This is a genomic window from Aeromonas sp. Lyrl_2 (genome assembly GCF_051948815.1).
In the GTDB taxonomy this organism is placed as follows: Bacteria; Pseudomonadota; Gammaproteobacteria; order Enterobacterales; family Aeromonadaceae; genus Aeromonas; species Aeromonas veronii.
In genome coordinates this window covers 231,736-251,768 of sequence record NZ_JAYJLJ010000003.1, presented here as the reverse complement: position 1 = coordinate 251,768, position 20,033 = coordinate 231,736, and the positions used below count along the sequence as shown (strand labels likewise).

The 20,033-nt window shown below is 52.6% G+C and carries 17 protein-coding genes and 1 other RNA gene; 8 read left to right on the top strand and 10 right to left on the bottom strand.

Annotated elements, in window-relative coordinates; translation table 11 throughout:
* Nucleotides 1–23 precede the first annotated feature (23 nt).
* Entirely contained in the window at nucleotides 24–734 is a 711-nt protein-coding gene (locus VF684_RS04165) for a hypothetical protein (RefSeq protein ID WP_124813057.1), read from the top strand.
* A gap of 280 nt (nucleotides 735–1,014) precedes the next feature.
* On the opposite strand, the gene VF684_RS04160 is transcribed toward VF684_RS04165, so the two are convergent.
* The 7 genes from VF684_RS04160 to smpB all read right to left on the bottom strand — a co-directional run bounded on the left by VF684_RS04160 (nucleotide 1,015) and on the right by smpB (nucleotide 8,058).
* Nucleotides 1,015–1,470 carry a hypothetical protein gene (locus VF684_RS04160; protein ID WP_124813055.1) on the bottom strand — a complete coding sequence of 152 codons (456 nt, stop codon included), beginning with the start codon at nucleotides 1,468–1,470 and terminating at the stop codon, nucleotides 1,015–1,017.
* A 2-nt stretch (nucleotides 1,471–1,472) separates the two neighbouring features.
* Nucleotides 1,473–1,892, bottom strand: a complete 420-nt coding sequence (locus VF684_RS04155; protein WP_124813053.1) for a hypothetical protein — start codon at nucleotides 1,890–1,892, stop codon at nucleotides 1,473–1,475.
* Nucleotides 1,889–3,994, bottom strand: a complete 2,106-nt coding sequence (locus tag VF684_RS04150; RefSeq protein ID WP_124813051.1) for a hypothetical protein — start codon at nucleotides 3,992–3,994, stop codon at nucleotides 1,889–1,891. The genes VF684_RS04155 and VF684_RS04150 overlap by 4 nt, the downstream gene beginning before the upstream one ends.
* Nucleotides 3,978–5,585, bottom strand: coding sequence for a tyrosine-type recombinase/integrase (locus tag VF684_RS04145; RefSeq protein ID WP_080988599.1), 1,608 nt, complete (start codon nucleotides 5,583–5,585; stop codon nucleotides 3,978–3,980). The genes VF684_RS04150 and VF684_RS04145 overlap by 17 nt, the downstream gene beginning before the upstream one ends.
* 1 nt (nucleotide 5,586) lies before the next feature.
* Nucleotides 5,587–6,840 carry a tyrosine-type recombinase/integrase gene (locus VF684_RS04140; protein ID WP_080988598.1) on the bottom strand — a complete coding sequence of 418 codons (1,254 nt, stop codon included), beginning with the start codon at nucleotides 6,838–6,840 and terminating at the stop codon, nucleotides 5,587–5,589.
* Between the two features lie 203 nt (nucleotides 6,841–7,043).
* Nucleotides 7,044–7,403, bottom strand: a transfer-messenger RNA (tmRNA) gene (gene ssrA / locus VF684_RS04135).
* Nucleotides 7,404–7,569: 166 nt separating this feature from the next.
* Nucleotides 7,570–8,058, bottom strand: coding sequence for an SsrA-binding protein SmpB (gene smpB, locus VF684_RS04130; protein ID WP_005334498.1), 489 nt, complete (start codon nucleotides 8,056–8,058; stop codon nucleotides 7,570–7,572).
* Nucleotides 8,059–8,227: 169 nt separating this feature from the next.
* On the opposite strand from smpB, the gene VF684_RS04125 reads away from it, so the two are divergent.
* Both VF684_RS04125 and VF684_RS04120 read left to right on the top strand, forming a co-directional pair.
* Nucleotides 8,228–8,662, top strand: a complete 435-nt coding sequence (locus tag VF684_RS04125) for an SRPBCC family protein (RefSeq protein ID WP_005334496.1) — start codon at nucleotides 8,228–8,230, stop codon at nucleotides 8,660–8,662.
* A complete protein-coding gene (locus VF684_RS04120) occupies nucleotides 8,655–9,002 on the top strand; it encodes an RnfH family protein (RefSeq protein WP_019446547.1) in 348 nt (115 codons plus the stop codon). The genes VF684_RS04125 and VF684_RS04120 overlap by 8 nt, the downstream gene beginning before the upstream one ends.
* Before the next feature lie 81 nt (nucleotides 9,003–9,083).
* Here VF684_RS04120 and VF684_RS04115 read toward each other — a convergent pair whose 3' ends face one another.
* Both VF684_RS04115 and fadE read right to left on the bottom strand, forming a co-directional pair.
* The gene (locus tag VF684_RS04115) at nucleotides 9,084–10,358 is read right to left on the bottom strand and encodes an amidohydrolase (protein WP_108588368.1); all 1,275 of its coding nucleotides are present in this window, start codon (nucleotides 10,356–10,358) and stop codon (nucleotides 9,084–9,086) included.
* Nucleotides 10,359–10,537: 179 nt separating this feature from the next.
* Nucleotides 10,538–12,994: an acyl-CoA dehydrogenase FadE gene (fadE, locus tag VF684_RS04110; protein ID WP_204381652.1), complete on the bottom strand. Its 2,457-nt coding sequence runs from the start codon at nucleotides 12,992–12,994 to the stop codon at nucleotides 10,538–10,540.
* Between the two features lie 256 nt (nucleotides 12,995–13,250).
* Here fadE and lpcA point away from each other — a divergent pair, with 256 nt between their 5' ends.
* The 3 genes from lpcA to VF684_RS04095 all read left to right on the top strand — a co-directional run bounded on the left by lpcA (nucleotide 13,251) and on the right by VF684_RS04095 (nucleotide 15,430).
* Entirely contained in the window at nucleotides 13,251–13,829 is a 579-nt protein-coding gene (lpcA, locus tag VF684_RS04105) for a D-sedoheptulose 7-phosphate isomerase (RefSeq protein WP_005353517.1), read from the top strand.
* Between the two features lie 164 nt (nucleotides 13,830–13,993).
* Entirely contained in the window at nucleotides 13,994–14,803 is an 810-nt protein-coding gene (locus VF684_RS04100; RefSeq protein ID WP_019446544.1) for a class II glutamine amidotransferase, read from the top strand.
* A 291-nt stretch (nucleotides 14,804–15,094) separates the two neighbouring features.
* Nucleotides 15,095–15,430 carry an Hpt domain-containing protein gene (locus tag VF684_RS04095; protein ID WP_005353511.1) on the top strand — a complete coding sequence of 112 codons (336 nt, stop codon included), beginning with the start codon at nucleotides 15,095–15,097 and terminating at the stop codon, nucleotides 15,428–15,430.
* 39 nt (nucleotides 15,431–15,469) lie between these two features.
* On the opposite strand, the gene VF684_RS04090 is transcribed toward VF684_RS04095, so the two are convergent.
* Complete coding sequence (locus VF684_RS04090; RefSeq protein WP_139440129.1) at nucleotides 15,470–16,384, bottom strand: gluconeogenesis factor YvcK family protein; 915 nt, start codon at nucleotides 16,382–16,384, stop codon at nucleotides 15,470–15,472.
* A gap of 113 nt (nucleotides 16,385–16,497) precedes the next feature.
* Between VF684_RS04090 and VF684_RS04085 the strand changes: the two genes are divergently transcribed.
* Both VF684_RS04085 and VF684_RS04080 read left to right on the top strand, forming a co-directional pair.
* Nucleotides 16,498–17,682 carry an FIST signal transduction protein gene (locus VF684_RS04085; protein ID WP_139440130.1) on the top strand — a complete coding sequence of 395 codons (1,185 nt, stop codon included), beginning with the start codon at nucleotides 16,498–16,500 and terminating at the stop codon, nucleotides 17,680–17,682.
* A gap of 31 nt (nucleotides 17,683–17,713) precedes the next feature.
* A complete protein-coding gene (locus VF684_RS04080; protein WP_162516153.1) occupies nucleotides 17,714–19,810 on the top strand; it encodes a hybrid sensor histidine kinase/response regulator in 2,097 nt (698 codons plus the stop codon).
* Nucleotides 19,811–20,033: the final 223 nt, after the last annotated feature.

The following is a 20,033-nucleotide window of genomic DNA, read 5'->3' as shown; positions in this document are numbered from 1 at the left end:
ACGTGAGTTAAGGTAGGGGACATATGGATACGTATTCCGAAATCATAAATGAATTCAATAGTACGTTTTCTACCAATGCTAGCCTGTGTGAAGATTTAAAGGTTGGGTGGGATCTGGGAGATTGTAGGTCTTTTGCTTTATACCAGTTAGTAGAAGACCAACGTAGCGCCCCCTTTGGTACGGTTCTATACCACCATATTGGCAGCTACAACATTGGTGAGGTATATGAGGCAGAGGGGACAGCAGGCTTCAGTTTCAGCTCACGACTCGATAGTATTGAAAAATTTTTCCCTTTGTCTTCAAACAAGGCGACTCGAAATTTAGAGATTGGGTATCGGTCACCCTGGCTTGGCGGTAGTTGTGCATTTTCCTCTATTCCATTTAAGCGGTGGTGGGTTGATTCATTTAAAACATTGTGTGCAAATGCTCCTGCCCAGGCTGAACTGGTTGGCTCATTCTTGACGCGAGAGATAGAGGTTCTTGCGGAAAAAGCTAGAAAAAATAACGATAAAAGTGGCTCAGTTTACAAGCGCTTCGTAGAGCGGTTTGAGTACCTATCACTTCGTGTAAATCAAGAATTTCTTGATTCAACAAGTTACATTCTTCATCCTGAACTGTTTTTTAATATAGTTTCAAATAATTTGGTTAGTTTGAATGAACAAGAGAAAAGGGAGTTAATGAACAAGGCAAGGAGAGATAGTCATTTTGATGACCCACTTAAGAAGTGGTGGTAATCAGCGATGGCAGTCAGCAGTTCTACGCAATCATCAGACTTATGTAAGCAAGGTTGCACAGGGGATATCAATTTCTCCCTAACTAGGCGAACTCATTGAACTTTAGAGTATCCGTAGGAGCGGGTTGACCATGATGCTGGATGATGGAAGGGCTATCCCCTACAGCACGTTGAATAGGCTTTGGAGTTGATACTAAAGGGAGGGTGTACGAAAGTAGCGTAAATTAAGATATTTGTGTCCAGTTATAACTGGAACTGTAAAAATAATGAAGATGATCTAATTAATTACCCTCTGGAGGTTTAGGCAGTTTATCAAGTTGCAATTCATCATCGGTTTCATATTTTTGTAAAAGAGACCGCAGAAGGCGGTTCTCCATCTTCAGTGCGGCAATATCGTCTTCTAACTTATTTATTTTAGATTCTGCTCGTTTTTGATAACCGACTTTACTAGATAGGTTATCTTTTACATTTTTAGCTTCTGCTTCATTCCGTGTGTGGTAGGCAGATACCCAACGATACTCGGCGTTCCTCAATTCAGCAGATGCTTCATTAACATTAAGAGTTGATGTGCTGACACCAAGGAGTCGTGCTAATTCTTTACGCTTTACACCTTTGAATGCTTTAGGGCCAGCTGTCTGTATCCAGTTATAAAAATCAAGCTTAGTGTCACGTTCTGCAATCCATACACGAATGCTATTTGCTATGTCTTTTGCTCGTGAAATGTTTGATTTAGCCATTCTCATCGCCCCCGAGAATTGATCGTCTCTTGGCTAACAGGTAAAGCTCTATTCAGTTCAGCTTCGCTCATTCCACGATCCGTTGCATTTTTCTGCCATAAGACAAAGCGATGTAACAAAGCGTTGTTTTCACGCTCTAGTCGACGTATTTTACTTTCCAATTCTTCGATACGTTTTGCTGCATGACTTAGTGAGCTAGGCTTTTTAGCCGATGCAGAAATGCCTGTTTTCAGTTCAAGTTTTCGTTCTTGTATTCGATTAGTTATTCGTGGGAAATTTCGAATTGCTCTATCTGATGGTGCATCACCATATTTTGATTTTAGCCTATTAAGTAGCTTAGGTGTTGAGAGAGTTCCTTGTTCTATACTCCAAGTGTCAATCAAATGGAGTAAGTAATCTATGTGTTCTTCTTTCAACCTCATTCTTCATCCTCACTATAATCTGATAGAAATTCATTGAACTTTATTTCAGCTAGGATATTTTTTTTGCTTTCTATGGCCTCAAGCTTTGGTAGTATTCTTGATAAACCAAGGTGTCTAATTGCTTCTGTATGTTTTATTGTTGTTAACTTATTACCGTTCTCAATTTGTTTTGCTAGTTCTTGTGCTTGATATATCAACCCTGATTTTGGGGCTTGCTCGTAAGCCAGCATAACAAGTGCACCATCTTCTAGCGGTGAATCATCCCCTAATATTTTTACCAATCCATCAATGATCTCATGACGAATCTGCAAGCGTTTCAGTCCGAATGAGTCGCATTCAGATGCAGCTAAGGCTATTTTATCGCTGATATCGTTGAGTTCCTCTATCAGTCTTTTAAGTGTTCTCTTATCACCCTTACAGTGAAGGTTTTCAGGGCACTCAATGCAGTTACATGTTCTAATACAGGGTGATTCACAGTAATTGTGTGTACACATACCTAGCGGTGTTTTGAAAGTGAATCCACCAGTACCCTGAGCTACTAATTCAAATTTGAGACCAAGGTTTTTCCGTGTCATAGGTATCTGGTGGTTAATTCGATCAAGACGCTGTTGTGGTGTTAGCTCCATTGCTTCAAAGTTGCCACCTGTTGATACCATTATTCTTTTTTGTTCAGCTGTTCGATGGTCATACACAGACCCCATTTCTTGACGATGGCTCCACCAGTTTAATTGAAACTCACCCATCCCACCTAATCTTGCCGCAGTGTTGACCATATGCCGGTAAGCATGTGTATTATAGTCATCTGGATTTAAGTTGAGATGTTCGTAACCTATTCTTTCAAAAAAGCTACGCAGATATACATCTGCTCCTGACGATGCACTTTTTACTTCTTTAGAACGCAACCAATCTCTAAAGTGGGATTTGTTAATTTTTATTGCACAATTCTCTACGGTATCTCTACTCTGATGGGTTTGATGCTTGAGCATTACCATTAATGCTTCAGAGTAACGAACTTTATTTTGTTCTGAGTAAATTGGAAAGTCTGCTGGAACCCACCCACTTCTTAGTGCATGTTGATATGCTAATGGATTATATTCTGGACACTGTTCATCCCAAGACTTAAATACTTGTCTGGCTGGTTCTGTTACATGCTTAATGCGTTCAATAGCCTCAATGATGGCATGTTCAAACTCTCCATTTACTGTCGATGGGACTAATTTCCAGTGATCCATATCAGTTTTTTTTGCATACCAAGTAATACCATAAACTACAGTGTCATCTACTTTTGCAGTCACAAGACAATTAACTGACAGTTGTTCGAATAGATCTTGAGAACGAGCAGGAACCATCATCAAGATCGTTAGAGCAGACGATACTATGACGTTTTTAAAGTCATTGTCCAATTCAGAAGCATTTTCGCCATATGATAACCACGGTTGATTACGAAAGTAATCTGCTGCCGCCATTACTGCTTCGTAGTCAGGAAGCTTATGGCTATTTTCATCTGTTAGTTTTTCTTTATAGCCATCACTTGATATCTTGTTGTGTGCTTTTACTCTTGGATTTATCCATTGCAGAACACTCTGGGATTTAACAATACCTAGTGAACCAAAGCATTCTACAATAGGTTTTAGATTTTCAAAGAGAGAACTCATGTTCTTCTGTAACGTATTATTGAGATCAATTAATGATATGCTTGTGAAGTCAGCTTCGTTGTTCAATGAACGATCTCTGAGAACATTTTCAAGTGCAAGATAATCTGAAAGTATAGAGTTAACAGCAGTTCTTGAAATGCCACCTTTCATAATATACATATGTAATATAAGAGACTGAATTAGTTCTCGTGAATTTTTGGAGATAAGATGCACTTCGTCTGGATTTAGGCTTTTGATGATATCTTTTAACTCATGCTTTATAAATCGACCTGCCCCGTGCCACCTACTTTCGTTCCATACCCATGATTTGGAGGCATCAAATGGGCATGTCATCGGTTCAGACATCATCCGGCGATAGTGGGAGATGAGTCGATCTATTGCTTGTCGTCCTTCAAGTTGCTCCCTATTGACATAGGCTATAACATTCATTCTACTTTTCCCCTTCATACGGTAATCCCTTAATTTCAGGGTGTTCACTTAGCATTTTAAGACGTACTTGATCTGCCATGAATTTTCGTTCTAACACTGCTATCTGAATAGTTCGCCAATTTTCAACTCCCCGAAAGTCACCAAATTCGCATGCCTCTTTAATTCTATCCTCCACATAATTGAGTACGGCTTTGTGATTTCCAAATGGGCTTGGGATAAACAGTTCGCATTCATAACAGGCTATAGGGTAATCCTCGGTACAAAAGACTTCTTTACCACATAGACCTACATCATGGGACTTATGCTTTGTGTAGAGTTTTATTACCTTTTCAGTGTCAACAGAGATCACTTGGTTTTTATCGAATCGTTTAGCTAAAGCCGAAAGAGTTGTCTCTAGATGTTCGCCAATTTTGATAGCCAAAACGGGGAGCGCATTCACGTAAGCCATGGCAGCCTTGTAGCTAGCATGGTCTAGAGAGTTTGCGACCTCTGCAATAGATGCTCCAGATATTGCTAACTTAGTTGCATGAGTATGTCGCAAGCGTCTTGCCGTGAGATGAAGTATCTTACCTGTACGCTCAGATGAAATGGAAAATATTGAATTATCTTCAAAAGCATTGTTTATTCTTGCTTCGACACCTGCTCTATTGTGTAAAATTTTTCCATCCAGTACTGTATTGATGCTGTGTCGGGAGATTTCACTTCGTAATACTTGAGTGGGCCTTTCAATACAGAATAAAGGAACATGTTTCTTTTGCTCTAAAGTCAGAGGGCCTAATAATTTTTCAGTTAACGTGATTGACCTATCAGCAACAGCTGAAATATCTTTATCAAAATCAAGCTCCCAAGATAATGGTATCTCGTTGAACTCTACACGGAAGGTTTGAAATTTCTGCTTCGCAATAGGACAGTTGTATAGTATAACTTTCTTTGGTGTGCCATCTATGTTTATAAATCCATTCTTGAAATCACAGAGCTTAGTATTTGCCAATTGCTCTGCACGCTTGCCAGTTATGAATATGAGCTTTAATATTAAATAGGTTTTTTCACATATTTTACCAGTGAAATGAGCGCGGACAAGTTGGTATATAAATTGTTTTCGTTCGTATTCTGTCAGAGCACGAGTATCTTCGCTCTTTTCATGGTTGAATCTGTTTCCACGGTCACCTATAACTAGCTCAGATAAATAACTCTCCATTCCTGGTTCAAAAGCATTTCCGTAACCCTCTAGAAAACAGCGCTCAAGAAATACCTTTACATTTGATTTAATATGCTTTGGTTCATCTGATGCAAAGAAAGTTAAAATCACATGAATAGAAATGCCATCAGCAGCGTCAACATAAGTGCTTAAAAATCTTTTAAAGTCTAGAACTGATATGCAAACGGTAGATGCTGCCAATTGAGTGGCTCGATAGGCAAAAGTACGTCTAAGGGCCTCTTCTTGAGCATGAGGCAAAAAATCAGCTAGCCAGTCAATATTTAAAGACGAATTCACACTTAACTGCCATCGAGAAGTGTAAATATCAAACTCAAAACCATCCTTGGATGTGTAGGTCTCACGCTCTCTTGACGGAATTGAGTATCCATTTTCCCGACGTTTATTCACCATGCTATTCCTTATTTAGCAAGAAAAGTATGTTTGATACGTCCTGTACATATTCATCTTGCTGCTTTATTTGGCGTTCGAAAAGATCTTCTTTAATAAATTTACGTGCATAGAGCCGTACAGTTGGTGATTTTTCACTTGCCCATCCAAATTTGAGCAAGAGAAGTTCTACAAAATCTTTCCATTCTTTGCCTTCTTTTTTCATGCGAACACAATACTTCCATGTTGCAGTATGTCTAAATACGTGAGGTGTTAAATCAATCGATGTAACCTTGCGTATATCCTCTGTAATACTATTAATGCTGTGTAATGGCTTTCCCTGGCTACTGTTACTGTGACTGACAAAAATGTATTCTGTTTTTTGTCCATTTGGTGTTTTTGCCTTTACCTCTGTTATGTAGTGGTTAAGAGCTTTAAATGCAGTATCACTGATGGGAACTTCACGTTGAACTGTCTTGGGAAGTCTTTGCTTCTTGCGAGGATCGTTGATAGAGCCAGACCGTTGAACTATACGTAAGCCATATTGTTTGGTCTTACCACGAATTACATCGGTAATCTTCAAATTCAGTAGCTCACCACTTCTCATGCCTGAATCAAGTAAAACCAAAATAATCGTGAAGTTACGAATTCGTGTCGCCTCTCCATCCCATGGATTTTCAGGTGAAAGTGGATTTACAACCTTAAGAATTCGCTGAATCTCGGCATTTCCAAGAGACTTTGATGCACCGAAATTATCCTTAGGCACTACTACCTTTTGACCACCTAAGGAGGTTTTAAATTCATAACCAACGGTGCGAATCTGTTCTCTTGTTATGCTTTTGCTATGGCAGTCAGAGAGAATGTTTGATAACCACTCAATGTACTTTCCAATGTACTTGATTTTATCGTTGAAATTGGCGGGGGTGACCTGCCGCGGTATAGCATCAAACTTTTTCCAGATGTTTCGAGCCTGGCTCGTTTTCACATGTATTTCGCTTGTACTTGTATTGAAGCTGGAAATGAGTTTTGGTAGTTCGTCTGCACGTAACTTCAAAATTGAGGTAAGTGAGTCAGTATCATTAATGTTGAAGGCTTTACCACTGGCTATTTTGTCTATGAGATTGATACCTCTAAGCTCAGCCCACATGAAGAGTGATTGAAGTGCTTGTAGATGCTTTTCAATCGTACCTAGACGAAGGTGGCGTGCGCGGAGAGAGTTTGTGACATATAGCGTAGACCAGTAGTCGGGCACTCCTGACTCACTATCAAGCAGAAGCATATTTCTCTGACCAGATGGTTCTATGTATAGTCTCGTTACTAGCACATATCTTCCTCAAAACTCTCAGCTTAAAGAAATGCTAGTTGTTGGGCAAAAAAAAAGCAAGCCAACTTTCCTAATGGGAAGTGCTTGCTTTTGTTGCCTGTAAAGGCTTATGAGACATTTTGAGGAGTAAAACTTCCTGAAAACTCTCAGTTGTAATGTGGTGGAGCTGGGGGGATTTGAACCCCCGTCCAAAATTACTACATCCTTGGCACTACATGCTTAGTCACTCTTTACATTCGCCAACCCGCTGCGGAGAGACACGCCACGAATTGACTAGCTCGATTGGTTTTAATGCTTCCGCCCCGAGCAGGACTTCCACACGATCCTGTGAAGGATGACCTTCCGATTCCCTAGGACACAGGCAAGCTAGGGTAGAAGGGCTCTATGCAGGTTATTAAGCTGCTAGTGCGTAGTTTTCGTCGTTTGCGACTATTTTTTTGCGGTTTATTAACGAGGCCTACCGCACCTCGGCATGCACCTTGGGTTTCGTGAATCTTGTCGAATCCAGAATCAGCCCCAAGTTGTTAATTGCGATTGTACGCAAAAATGCTGTCATAGCAAGGCGTTGATACCCATTCCCTCTGGCAGCCAGTCTGTTTGCCGATTTATTGTACGCAGCTGAGCCTGAAGAGCCAGCTGCGCCGGGGAAAGGTGAACTGACGTCCTGATCCTGCCAGTAGCGGGTTAGCCGCGATGCTTGTTCTTCATGATGCGCGCTTTTTCCCGATCCCATTCGCGGGCCTTGGTATCTTCGCGCTTGTCGTGCTCTTTCTTGCCCTTCACCAGGCCGATCTCGACCTTGACCCAACACTGTTTCCAGTAGAGGGCGAGGGGAACTATGGTGTAGCCCTGACGGGCGATCAGGCTTTCGAGCTTGTCGAGTTCACGACGGCTCAGCAGCAGTTTGCGGGTGCGGGTCGGGTCACATACCACGTGGCTGGAGGCCGCTTGCAGTGGCAGGAAGCTGGAGCCGAACAGATAGGCCTCGCCATCGCGGAAGATGACATAGGCTTCGCTGATGTTGGCCTTGCCCGCCCGCAGGGATTTGACTTCCCACCCTTGCAGGGACAGACCCGCTTCGATCTTCTCTTCGATGAAGTATTCGTGGCGCGCGGTTCTGTTGAGTGCAATGGTGCTGGACCCGGCTTTGTTTTTACTGTTTTTTTTGCTCATGACGGGCGATTTCCGGCAATGACTAGGAGGCTCGTATTATACGTAGGCAGGGACGGCTGTAAAACGCGCAGCAGGTCAAGTGGTGGCTTTCTGAGCGGTTTGGCTGAGGTTTTACCTCCACAACCCCAAACATGGTGATAAAATCGCGCCGATTGGATGAGGAAAAGCCATGCCCCGAATTACGCGCAGTGCCCTGGTGATGTTCAGTGCAGAACAGATGTTCAAGTTGGTTAACGATGTGGATGCCTATCCGCAGTTTTTGCCCGGCTGTGTCGGCAGCCGTGTCCACGAGGCTGGCGATGACTACATGATGGCGTCGGTCGATGTGGCCAAGGCGGGGATTGCCAAGACCTTTACTACCCGCAATCAGCTGGATGTGAACCGCCAGATCAGGATGGAACTGGTGGATGGCCCGTTCCGCAAGCTGGCGGGCTGGTGGACCTTTACCCCGCTCGATGTGGATGCCTGCAAGGTGGAGTTTGATCTCGATTTCGAGTTTACCTCCAAGCTTATCGAGGTGGCCTTTGGTCAGGTATTCCGCGATCTGGTGAGCTCCATGGTCTCCGCCTTCTCCAACCGGGCGAAGGAGGTCTACGGTGTCTGACCAGCTCAATATCGAGGTTGTCTATGCCTTGCCGCAGCAGCAGACGGTGATTGCCCTGCGGGTGGCGCCCGAGACCTGCGTGCAGGCGGCCATCGAGCAGTCCGGCATCGTACAAAAACACCCCGAGATCGATCTGGCGGTCAACAAGTTCGGTATCTACAGCCGCCCGGTGAAAGGGAGCGAGCCGCTGCACGACGGGGATCGTATCGAGATCTACCGCCCGCTCATCGCCGATCCCCGCGAGATGCGCAAAAAGCGGGCCGAGAAGGCCAAAGAGGAGGGGAGAGCCGATAGCGTGACCGGTGGCCGCCCCGATGTGCATCGCAAGCACCGCGAGTAGCGCTCAGGTTTTTCTTGCAGAAAAAAGGCGCCGAGGCGCCTTTTTTTGATCCCGTTAGCCGGTGAGCTTGCCGAGGGGATATCAAGAGAGGGCTGCTTCTGCCACACCCAGTCGTGCACGGGCCCAAGCGGCCAGTAGCTCTACCCCGCTTTGCATCACCCGCTCATCGAAATCGAATTCGTTGTGATGGTGCGGCGCCGCCAGATCGGCCCCCAGGATGAGGTAAGCCGCTTCGCCCCCCTGCTTTTGCACCCGCTCCATCAGAAAACCGGCATCTTCGCTGGCGCCAAAGCGGCGAGTCTGGATGGTGGCGAGCCCCTGCTTGCGGGCCAGCGCCGCCAGCTCGGCCTGCAGCGCCGGGCTGTTGTCGAGGGCAATGGCCTCGCCCTGTTTGATGATGCGGTAGGTGACGCCGTGGGCGAGGGCAGTCCCTTCGACGATGCGCTGTACCTGACTGAACATGTAGTCGTTGAGCGTGCTATCGGCGCCGCGGGTTTCACCGCGCAGCTCTGCATGATCGGGGATGACGTTGCGGCCGCTGCCAGCGTGAAGCTGGCCGACGTTGATGCGGGTCATGCCGTCGCGGTGGCGGGGAATGCCGAGCATGGCGGTGGTGGCCATGCAGGCGGCGGCCAGTGCATTGCTGCCGGCATTGGGTTCGAGCCCGGCGTGGGCGGCGGTGCCCATGAAGTGGACGTCGAACTTGGTGGAGCAGAGAAACTCGGTGGGGTTGATCACCAGCTCGCCGCTGCCAGCGTGAATGCCGATATGGAGCGAGAGCAGGGCATCCACGTCATCGAGTGCGCCACCGGCCGCCAGCGCCTTGCCACCGCGGCACCCCTCTTCGGCGGGTTGGAAGAAGAGCTTGATGCGACCGCACAACTGCTCTTTCATCGCCATCAACTGGCTGGCCAGCCCCATGCCGATGGCGGTGTGGCCATCGTGGGCACAGGCGTGCATCCACCCCTTGTTGTGGGAGGCAAAACCCTCCTGCTGCGGCTGGTGCTGTTCGGCGTCGGACTCTTCCACTTCCACCGCATCGATGTCGAAGCGAAAGGCCAGGGTCGGGCCGGGACGGCCGGTATCCAGCTCCCCCATCAGCCCGGTGACATCGCCAATCCGCTCCAGCCAGTCGGGATGGGCCCCCTGACGGCGGGCGCGAGCCTTCTCGGCCGCCACATCCACATCACGGCCCATCATCAGATTGCTGGCCAGCAGTTTGTCGCCGAGCACGATGCGATAACCGAGCTCGCTCAGGTGGTGGGCAATCAGGCTGGTGGTGCGAAACTCTTTCCAGGCGGCTTCCGGCAGGCGGTGCAGGTCGCGGCGCCACAGGATCAGGTGCTCAAGGGTCATCTTGGCTTCCTTGGTGATTCGATTTGTCGGCTATTGTGCCTTTTTTCCCGGCTGACCACACGGGGGCTGCAGCTGGTCGGGGGAGCTGTGCGTGCGAGTGGTGGCTGTGAGGGCCGTGAATAGTGGCGAGCGCCCATAAAAAACGCCTCCACAAGGGAGGCGTTGTCGATAGCTGGTTATCAGGCCGCGTGATGGTAAGCGGAGGCTTCAAACAGCTTCTTGTTGGCCACCAGATCGATGGGGTCAAAATCATCGACGTTGATGGTGCGCAGGCGACTTACCTCGGCGCGGCGCAGCAGCTCGGCTTCGCTCTGGGTCAGTACGCCAGCGGCCAGGCCGATGTCGGCCACCTTGTCCAGCGCCATGAAGGGACGCTTGATACCATCGCGCTTGCAGACTTTCTCGAACAGCGGCTCGGCGGCCAGCACGTCATCGAGCGCCTGCTCCAGCAGACCGAAGGGGTTGCCCTCTTCGCGAGTCAGGTATTGGCCCTTGGCCAGGCGGCTGCGGGTCTCGCTCGGGGTTTGCAGCAGACGGGCAACCTGTTGATCCAGCTTGTCGCACGGACGGTTCAGGTCACGACCCAGCGGCAGCACCACGGCGCGCAGGGCAAGCCCAATCCAGCGGTTCGGGAAGTTGCGCAGCAGCTCGTCGATCGCCTCTTGTGCCTTGAACATGGCATCTTGCAGTGCCCAGTGCAGCAGCGGCAGGTCGGCCTGCTGGCGTCCCTCGTCCTGATAGCGCTTGAGGGCGCTGGAGGCCAGATAGAGCTGGCTCAGCACGTCGCCAAGACGGGCGGAGACCCGCTCCTTGCGCTTGAGCTCGCCACCCAGGGTGCCCATCGCCATGTCTGACAGGAACGCCAGGTTGGCCGAGAGGCGGGAGAGCTGCTGGTAGTAGCCCTTGGTCTGATCCTTGTAAGGGGCCGCGGCAAAGCGGGCGCCGGTGATACCGAGCCAGAAGCTGCGCACCAGGTTGCTGATGGCAAAGCCGACGTGGCTGAATACCGCCTTGTCGAAATCTTTCAGCGCCTGCTCCTTGTCGGGATGGCTGGCGGCCAGCATCTCCGGCAGTACATACGGGTGGCAGCGGATAGCGCCCTGACCATAGATGATCATGCTGCGGGTCAGGATGTTGGCCCCTTCTACCGTAACGGCGATGGGCGCACCCTGATAGCCACGGGCCAGATAGTTGTTGGGGCCCATGCAGATGGCCTTGCCGCCGTGGATATCCATGGCATCGATGATGCACTTCTGGGCACGGTCGGTGAGGTGGTATTTGACGATGGCGGAGATGACCGAGGGCTTCTCGCCAAGGTCGATACCGGTCACGGTCAGGTTGGCTGCGGCGCCCATGATGTAGGCGTTGCCACCGATGCGGGCCAGCGGCTCTTCAATCCCTTCCATCTTGCCGATGGGCAGCTTGAACTGGCGACGGATGCGGCTGTAGGCGCCGCTCGCCAGGGCCAGCATCTTGACGCCACCGGTGCTGTTGGAGGGCAAGGTGATGCCGCGACCGACCGACAGACACTCGACCAGCATGCGCCAGCCCTGACCGGCCATGGCCGGGCCACCGATGATGAAATCGAGCGGGACGAACACATCCTTACCCTGAGTCGGACCGTTCTGGAACGGCACGTTGAGCGGGAAGTGGCGACGGCCAATGCCGACCCCCTTGATGTGAGTGGGGATCAGGGCGCAGGTGATACCGAGTTCTTCCTCTTCACCCAGCAGGTGCTCGGGGTCACGCAGTTTGAAGGCGAGACCCAGCACGGTAGCAATGGGGGCGAGCGTGATGTAGCGTTTGTTCCAGGTGAGGCGCATACCGAGCACCTCTTTGCCTTCCCACTCGCCCTTGCAGACGATACCGAAGTCGGGGATGGAACCGGCGTCCGAACCTGCCTCTGGGCTGGTCAGGGCGAAGCAGGGGATCTCTTTGCCTACCGCAAGGCGGGGCAGGTAGTAATCTTTCTGCTCGTCAGTGCCATAGTGTTGCAGCAGTTCGCCCGGGCCCAGCGAGTTGGGTACGCCGACGGTGGAGGCGAGCACGGCGCTGGCACCGCACAGTTTTTGCAGGACGCAGGACTGGGCGTAGGCCGAGAACTCTAGACCGCCATATTTCTTCTTGATGATCATGGCGAAGAACTTGTTGTCCTTCAGGTATTGCCACACCTCGGGGGAGAGGTCCGCGCGCTCGTGGGTCACTTCCCAGTCGCTCACCATGCGGCATACTTCCTCGACCGGGCCATCCATAAAGGCCTGCTCTTCGGCAGAGAGGGTGCTGACCGGAATGGCGTGCAGCTTTTTCCAGTCCGGGTTGCCCGCGAACAGATCGGCTTCCCACCAGGTGGTGCCCGCTTCGATAGCCTCTTTCTCGGTGCGGGACATCTCCGGCATGATCGATTTGTAGATCTTGAACAGCGGCTTGGTTATTTGATTGCGGCGAAATTCCACCAGATTGAGCGGGATGGCGATCACCGCGAACAGCGCCCATACCAGCAAGGGCACATGACCATAGATGGCGCCAAGCACCAGCGCGGCGCCGGTGACCAGGGTGGAGATGAACAGGGATGCCCGGCGATAGGCCAAGGCTCCGATAACCAGGATCACCCCGAGCAGAGTGAGGGTCGTCGTCATTGCTTGCTCCTTGCGTGTATAAATGTGCCAACGTGGTGTAACTCATCCAGAGGTCTGACCTGTTGGATATGGCCCCTGTTGTAATTCATACGCACAAAGTTATCAAGCTGTTTACATCTTCATTACCTTCTCTCTGTGATCCCCATAACGCTCACGCGCCGCCAGCGCTGTGGCTCGCAGGGGGGCGACTGTGCGATTCGCTTGTGCGAGAATAGCTGCGATCTACACGCACACTAAAAACAGTGGAAGAGACATCATGTACCAAGAATTGATCCGCAATGAACTGACCGAAGCTGCCAGCGTGCTGCAGGCCTTCCTGGCTGATGAGCAGAACCTGAAAAACATCGAAGCGGCCGCCAAACTGCTGGCCGACTCTTTCAAGGAAGAGGGCAAGGTGCTCTCTTGTGGCAACGGTGGCTCCCACTGTGACGCCATGCACTTCGCCGAAGAGCTGACCGGTCGTTACCGCGAGAACCGCCCGGGTTATGCCGGTATCGCCATCTCCGATCCGAGTCACCTCTCCTGCGTCTCCAACGACTTTGGCTATGACTATGTCTTCTCCCGTTACGTTGAAGCGGTTGGCCGTCGTGGCGACGTGCTGCTTGGCATCTCCACCAGCGGCAACTCCGGTAATATCCTGAAAGCCATCGAGGCAGCCCGAGCCAAAGGGATGAAAGTGATCGCCCTGACCGGCAAGGATGGCGGCAAGATGGCGGGTCTGGCGGATGTCGAGATCCGGGTTCCGCACTTTGGCTATGCCGACCGTATTCAGGAAGTGCACATCAAGGTAATCCACATCCTGATCCAGCTGGTCGAAAAAGAGATGGTCAAGTAATCAGGCCATCGTCACCAGACAAGGGCAACGCCGGTAACATGGTTCGCCATCGGCCGGTTGTTGCCAGTCACAGGGGAAGGGATTGCGCCTTCCCCTGCTGTCTGTCGAACCAGCGTGCTGGTCGAACATGACACAAGCCAAATCATGAAAGGAGTCTGCCGGATATGTGCGAACTGCTCGGCATGAGTGCCAATGTGCCGACCGATATCTGCTTCAGCTTTACCGGGTTGATGCTGCGTGGCGGCAAGACCGGGCCCCACAAGGATGGCTGGGGGATCACCTTCTACGAGGGGAAGGGCTTTCGCACCTTCAAGGATCCCGAGCCCAGCGCCCAATCTCCCATCGCCAGACTGGTACAGGCGCTGCCCATCAAGAGCTGCGCTGTGGTCAGCCACATTCGGCAGGCCAACCGTGGCTGCGTGTCACTGGAAAATACCCACCCCTTTACCCGTGAGCTGTGGGGCCGTTACTGGACCTTCGCCCACAACGGTCAGCTGACCGGCTACAAGAAGCTGCCAACCGGCCGCCACCGGCCGGTGGGGGATACCGACAGCGAGCACGCCTTCTGCTGGCTGCTCGATCGGCTGGAGCAAAAATATCCCAAGCGTCCGGCCAACTTTCCCGCCATGTTTCGCTATCTCGCTACCCTGTGTGACGAGCTCAGAGCGTTCGGGGTGTTCAACATGCTGCTCTCGGACGGGGAGTATGTGATGAGCTACTGCAGCAACAACCTGCACTGGCTGACCCGCTGTGCGCCCTTTGGCGAGGCGAGCCTGCTGGATGAGGAGGTGGTGATCGACTTTCAAAGCGAGACTACCCCCAACGATGTGGTGACCCTGATAACCACCCGTCCGCTGACCGGCAATGAGAACTGGGTCAAAATGGCACCCGGCGAATTCAATCTGTTTCGCATGGGGGAGCGGGTGGCGACCAATCAGGTCGCGCTTGAGCAAGATAAAAAAATACCAGGGTAGATACCTACCCTGGTTCTTCGCAGCAGCCATAAAAGGCAAAAGGGATGAGAGGTGTTGCTGAGCATCATCACTCTGACGGCATTGAGTGTTGATCAATTGTTAATTTGTGGCAATCAAGTTGTTGTCTTGACGGGCGTTTCAGCATCGCTATTTCGATACTGATCACATTTTTTGCCACTTTATTCCCTGAGCCATCCAATCGGGTGCTTCATCACAGCCTGGTCGTGAGCCACGACATCGAAAACTATCTATAGTATGGTCTGTTTGAATACCGTTCTGGAGGAGCCTCGCATGGAGTGGGTGGATCGCAAGGTGTTGCAGCAGCTGGCAGAGGATATCGGTCCGGATATGCTGCCCGTGGTCATCGCAGTCTTTATTGAAGAGGTGGGCGAGCAGCTGAGTCAGCTCAGGCCCCTCTATGAGCAGGGGGAGTGGGAGGCGCTGGCTCGGGTGGCGCACAGCATGAAATCATCCTGTGGCAGCTACGGCGCCATGCCGAGTTATCAGCAGGTGATGGCGCTGGAGATGGCCAGCAAGCAGGCCGATGTGGCAGAGGCAGAGCGCCAGTTGCAACTGCTGGAGGCCTCCTTGCCTCAGGTACTCGCGTTTCTTGCCGATTATCAGTAACGGCGCCATGCAGGGGTGCCGGGGCGCCGTGACCGTAGCCTAACGCTGGTTGAGCAGTTGCTGGATGATCCGGTCCAGCGCCAGTTTCAGCTTCAACCGATCGTGCCGATGGGGCAGCTCAAGCTCGCCCAGCTCGGCTTCGATCACACGCCCTTGCCACTCCCCCGCATCACTCGCGCCCTGTGGGGCCAGGATGGCATCCAGCCGACCCTGACCGACCCGGGACTCCAGCCAGCGACACTGACTCATCAGGTCCAGCTGACTGGCAGGGCCGTTTTCCGCCACCAGATTGCAGACGAAAACCAGCATGGCGCTGCTCTCGTTGATGGCCTGGGCGAGCTCGGCCAGCAGCAGTGGCGGCATGATGGAGGTGAGAAAACTGCCCGGCCCAAGAATGATCATGTCCGCCTGCTGCAGTGCCAGCACCGCTTCGCGGGTCGCTTGCACCTCCGGCATCAGGCCGAGGGAGAGGGGCGGTGTTGCTAGTTGATCGATGGATACCTCTCCCAGGATCTGGGTGCCACACTCCATATGGGCGCAGAGATCGGTGGGAAATTCAGACATGGGTAGCAATTGTGACTCGATTTTGAGCATGTCACTGATCAGCTTGATAGCATCAAGAGGACGGACACAGAGATTATCGAGCGCCAGCAGCATCAGGTTGCCAAGGTTGTGGCCCGCCAGCTCGCCTTTGCCGGCGAAGCGGTACTCGAACAATAGGCTGCCGATGCTGGGATCGGTCACCAGCTGGTTCAGGCAGTTGCGCAGATCGCCCCAGGCGATGCACTCCTGACTCTTGCGCAGACGTCCGGTCGAGCCGCCATCATCTGTGGTTGTGACGATGCCGGTGAGCCGTTGACCGAGAAACGAGAGGGACGAAAGCACTCGCCCCATGCCGTGGCCACCACCGATGGCAACGACCCGATCGAAGTCATTGATGTTTTTTTGCCACATATGGGCGTCCTGTCATTGGTCTCAGTTGACCGCTATGTTAGCAAGCGAAGCGAGATAATTGTTTGATAAAGGTATGATTTTTGCTTGAGGCTGCCATTCGATAAAACAAGGAGATGGTGTTGAAATTTCTGACCGTTCACTCCCTCGCCCAGAATTCATCGCTGGCGGCCCAAGATATCTGCGCGCAGCTGCGCCACCATGCCGATCAGGCCCCCTCCCTGCTGTTACTCTATTTTACCCAAGCCCATGAGGGGGCGATACTGCGCGACGCGCTCAAACGCCAGTTCCCGACGACCCGCCTGCTTGGGTGCAGCTCTTGCGGTGGTGTCATGACCGAGATGGGACACCACGCCCGAGACGGATATGGGCTGGCCGTTGCTGCTCTGTACGATGAGAAAGGGGCCTTCGGGGTAGCTGGTGCCAGCGGTGACGGGGTGGATGTGCGGCAGTTGCTGCGCCGAGCCATGAGCGATTGTGGTCGACCGGGCGAGCTGCCCCAGCTGATCCTGTTTCATGCCAGTCCCGGCAAGGAGGAGGGGCTGCTGGCCGGTATCGAGGCCGAACTCGGTGCCTCGGTGCCGGTGGTCGGTGGATCCGCGGCTGATAGCAGTGTCAGCGGTGACTGGCAGCTCTGCTGGGATGAGGCGGTGGCTCAGGATGGCATCGGTCTGGCGGTGCTCTATCCCGATTGCCAGCTCGCTTTTCAGTTTCACTCCGGTTATGTGCCTGCCGAATTCAGCGGCGAGATCACCGCCTGCAACGGGCGGGAGGTACTCACCATCGATCACCAGCCTGCCGCCGAGGTCTATGCCCGCTGGTGCGGGCGCGAGCAGCCCTGGCCGGTAGGGGCGATTTTGCGGGAGACCACGCTTACCCCGCTGGCTCGTCAGGTGGGAGCGCTGGATGGCATTCCTTACTACAAACTCTCCCATCCTGAAGCTGTGACCGAACAGGGCGGGCTGCGGCTCTTTACCGATGTGGTGCAAGGGGAGCGTCTGCTGTTGATGTACAGCAGTCAGGAAGGGTTGTTGCAGCGCAGCCTCAATGCCATGCGCGTCGAGCCAGGGTATGGAGTCGATGTGGAATTGCAGCCTATCGGCGCGCTCATCATCTTTTGTGCTGGTTGCCGTTTGGCGCTAGGTGATATGTTGTGCCAATTTGTCGAGCAGAGCCAGGCTCGCCTCGGCAACATCCCCTTTATCACCCCCTTTACTTTCGGCGAGCAGGGGCGGCTACCCAATGGCGAGCTGGCCCACGGCAACCTGATGGTATCGAGCGTGATTTTCCTGACCCGTTGAGTCGGCAGAACATAACAGAGCAGGCAACAAGATGATTGGCAACAGTGAACTGGAAGCCCTCGGCGACAAATTGCAGACCACGCTGGTCGACCTTATGCGTTGCCGCGAGCGCGAGGCCAAGTATCGTCACGAGTCCCAGACCCTGCTGGGTGGGGTTGCCACCCTCGCCGATGCCAAGACGCTGGAGCAGGTGCTGGAGAGCCTTATCCAGGTGCTCAAACCCTTTATCGGCTTTGAGCACGCGGATGTGGTGGCCTGGGAAGGGGAGCAGGGAAGTACCCACCTCAGTACCGAGCCAATGCTATCAGCCCGCAGTTGGCGCATGACCCCGGCATTTGCCCGCGCCATCTCGGGTGAAACCCTGGTGATTTACGATCCCGCCCAGCTGCCCGAGCTGGCGCCGCTGGCGAGCGAGCCGGGCTGGGCCAGCGTGATGCTGACCGGGCTGCAGGCCCCCGGTTTTACCGCCACCCTCATCTGCCGCCACGCTCGGGCGGGCACCTTCGATCTCACCAGCAAGGCCGCCATGGAGCGTTGCCGTCCGCTTATCGCCCAGGCGCTGGTCAACATCACCTATCGGGCCCGCTTGCAGGAGCAGGTCGCGGTAAAAACCGAGGCGCTGCAGGCCAGCGAACGCCGTTTTCGCAGCTTCGCCGCCATGGCTTCGGACTGGTTCTGGGAGACAGATGCCGAGCATCGCCTTAGTTACGCCTCTGAGCCGGGTTATCTGGATGAGATGACCCCGCAGGCGACCCGGCCGACCCTCTATGACTACGTCTGCAACAAGCAGAGCTGCGATGCCCAGAAATACCTGCAGCTTTTGGCGCTGCGCCAGCCGGTGCGAGGGGTGCGGATGCAGGTTGCGCTGCAACACGGCCCCTGCTGGATGGAGGTGAGCGCCGAGCCCTGTTTTGACCATGATGGCCTTTTTATCGGTTATCGCGGCACTGCCCGGGATATCAGCAACCAGATCCGTAGGGAAGAGGAGCTGGCGCGGGCACGGGATGAGGCCGAAGCGGCCAACCGTGCCAAGTCCCAGTTTCTCGCCATGATGACCCACGAGATCCGCTCGCCCATGAATGCGGTGTTGGGGATGCTCGATCTGGTGCAGCATGCCGAGCTGGCGCCGGAGCAACAGAGCCTGCTGCGCCATGCCACCCACTCGGCCAGATTGCTGCAAACCATTATCGACGACGTGCTCGATTTTTCGAAAATCGAGTCGCAAACCCTGGTGTTTCACTGTGAGACCCTGCAACCCATCCAGCTTTGCCAATCTCTGGTCGAGCCGCTGCAAGCTCGCGCGACCGCCAAGGGGATTGCGCTGGTTTATCGGGTCGATGAGTCGGTACCCCGGGAGTTACAGGGGGATCCGATGCGTCTGTCACAGGTGATGGGCAATCTGCTGGACAACGCCCTCAAGTTTACCGAGCAGGGGCAGGTGACACTGCACCTGGGTTGGCAGGATGAGAAGCTGCTGATCTCGGTCTCCGACACCGGGATCGGGATCGCCGATGCGGATCAGGCGCTGCTGTTTGAACCCTTCTCCCAGGTCGACAACTCGGCCACCCGGCGTTTTTCCGGTACCGGCCTGGGCCTTGCCATCAGCAAGCGTCTGGTTACCCTGATGGGAGGTGAGATCCACCTGAAGAGCGAGCCGGGTAAGGGAAGCTGTTTCTGGTTCGAACTGCCCGGCATGGCGCTACCCTGCCATAGTCAGCCGCAGCGGGAGGAGGGGGCTTCGGCACTGCTGCCACTGGATGTGCTGGTGGTGGAAGACAGCCCGGTGAACCAGTTGGTGGTGTCGCTGATGCTGCAAAAGCTGGTGGGCAAGGTACGGCTGGCAGCCAATGGTCTGGAGGCGCTGGCGCAGGTGGATGAGCAGCTCCCGGATCTGATCCTGATGGATATGCGGATGCCCCTGATGGACGGACTGGAAGCCACCCGGCGCTTGCGTGAGTTGGGATGCACCATGCCTATCGTCGCCCTGACGGCCAATGCGATGGCGGAGGACAAGGCATGCTGTCTGGCGCAGGGGATGGATGACTTTCTCGCCAAGCCAATCACCTTGTCACGGCTGAGAGAGTGTTTGCAGCGTCACTTTGGTCAGCGGTTGCCGACGCGCGGATAAAAAAAATGGTCAACTTTGTGGGTTGACCAGTTCTTCAGCAAATACTGAAGAGAGCACGGGATAAATCGGGTTGTATCAATCTATATGAAAAATCTGTGCCAACTTTTTTGGGACTCTTTTGTGTTCAATTTTGGCCGTTTAGCGCAGCGGCTCTCTCTTGTTATGGCGTTTTGCGTTCCTACTTAGTCGCAAAATGCGAATTTCACATTTTCATTGTTGGAAT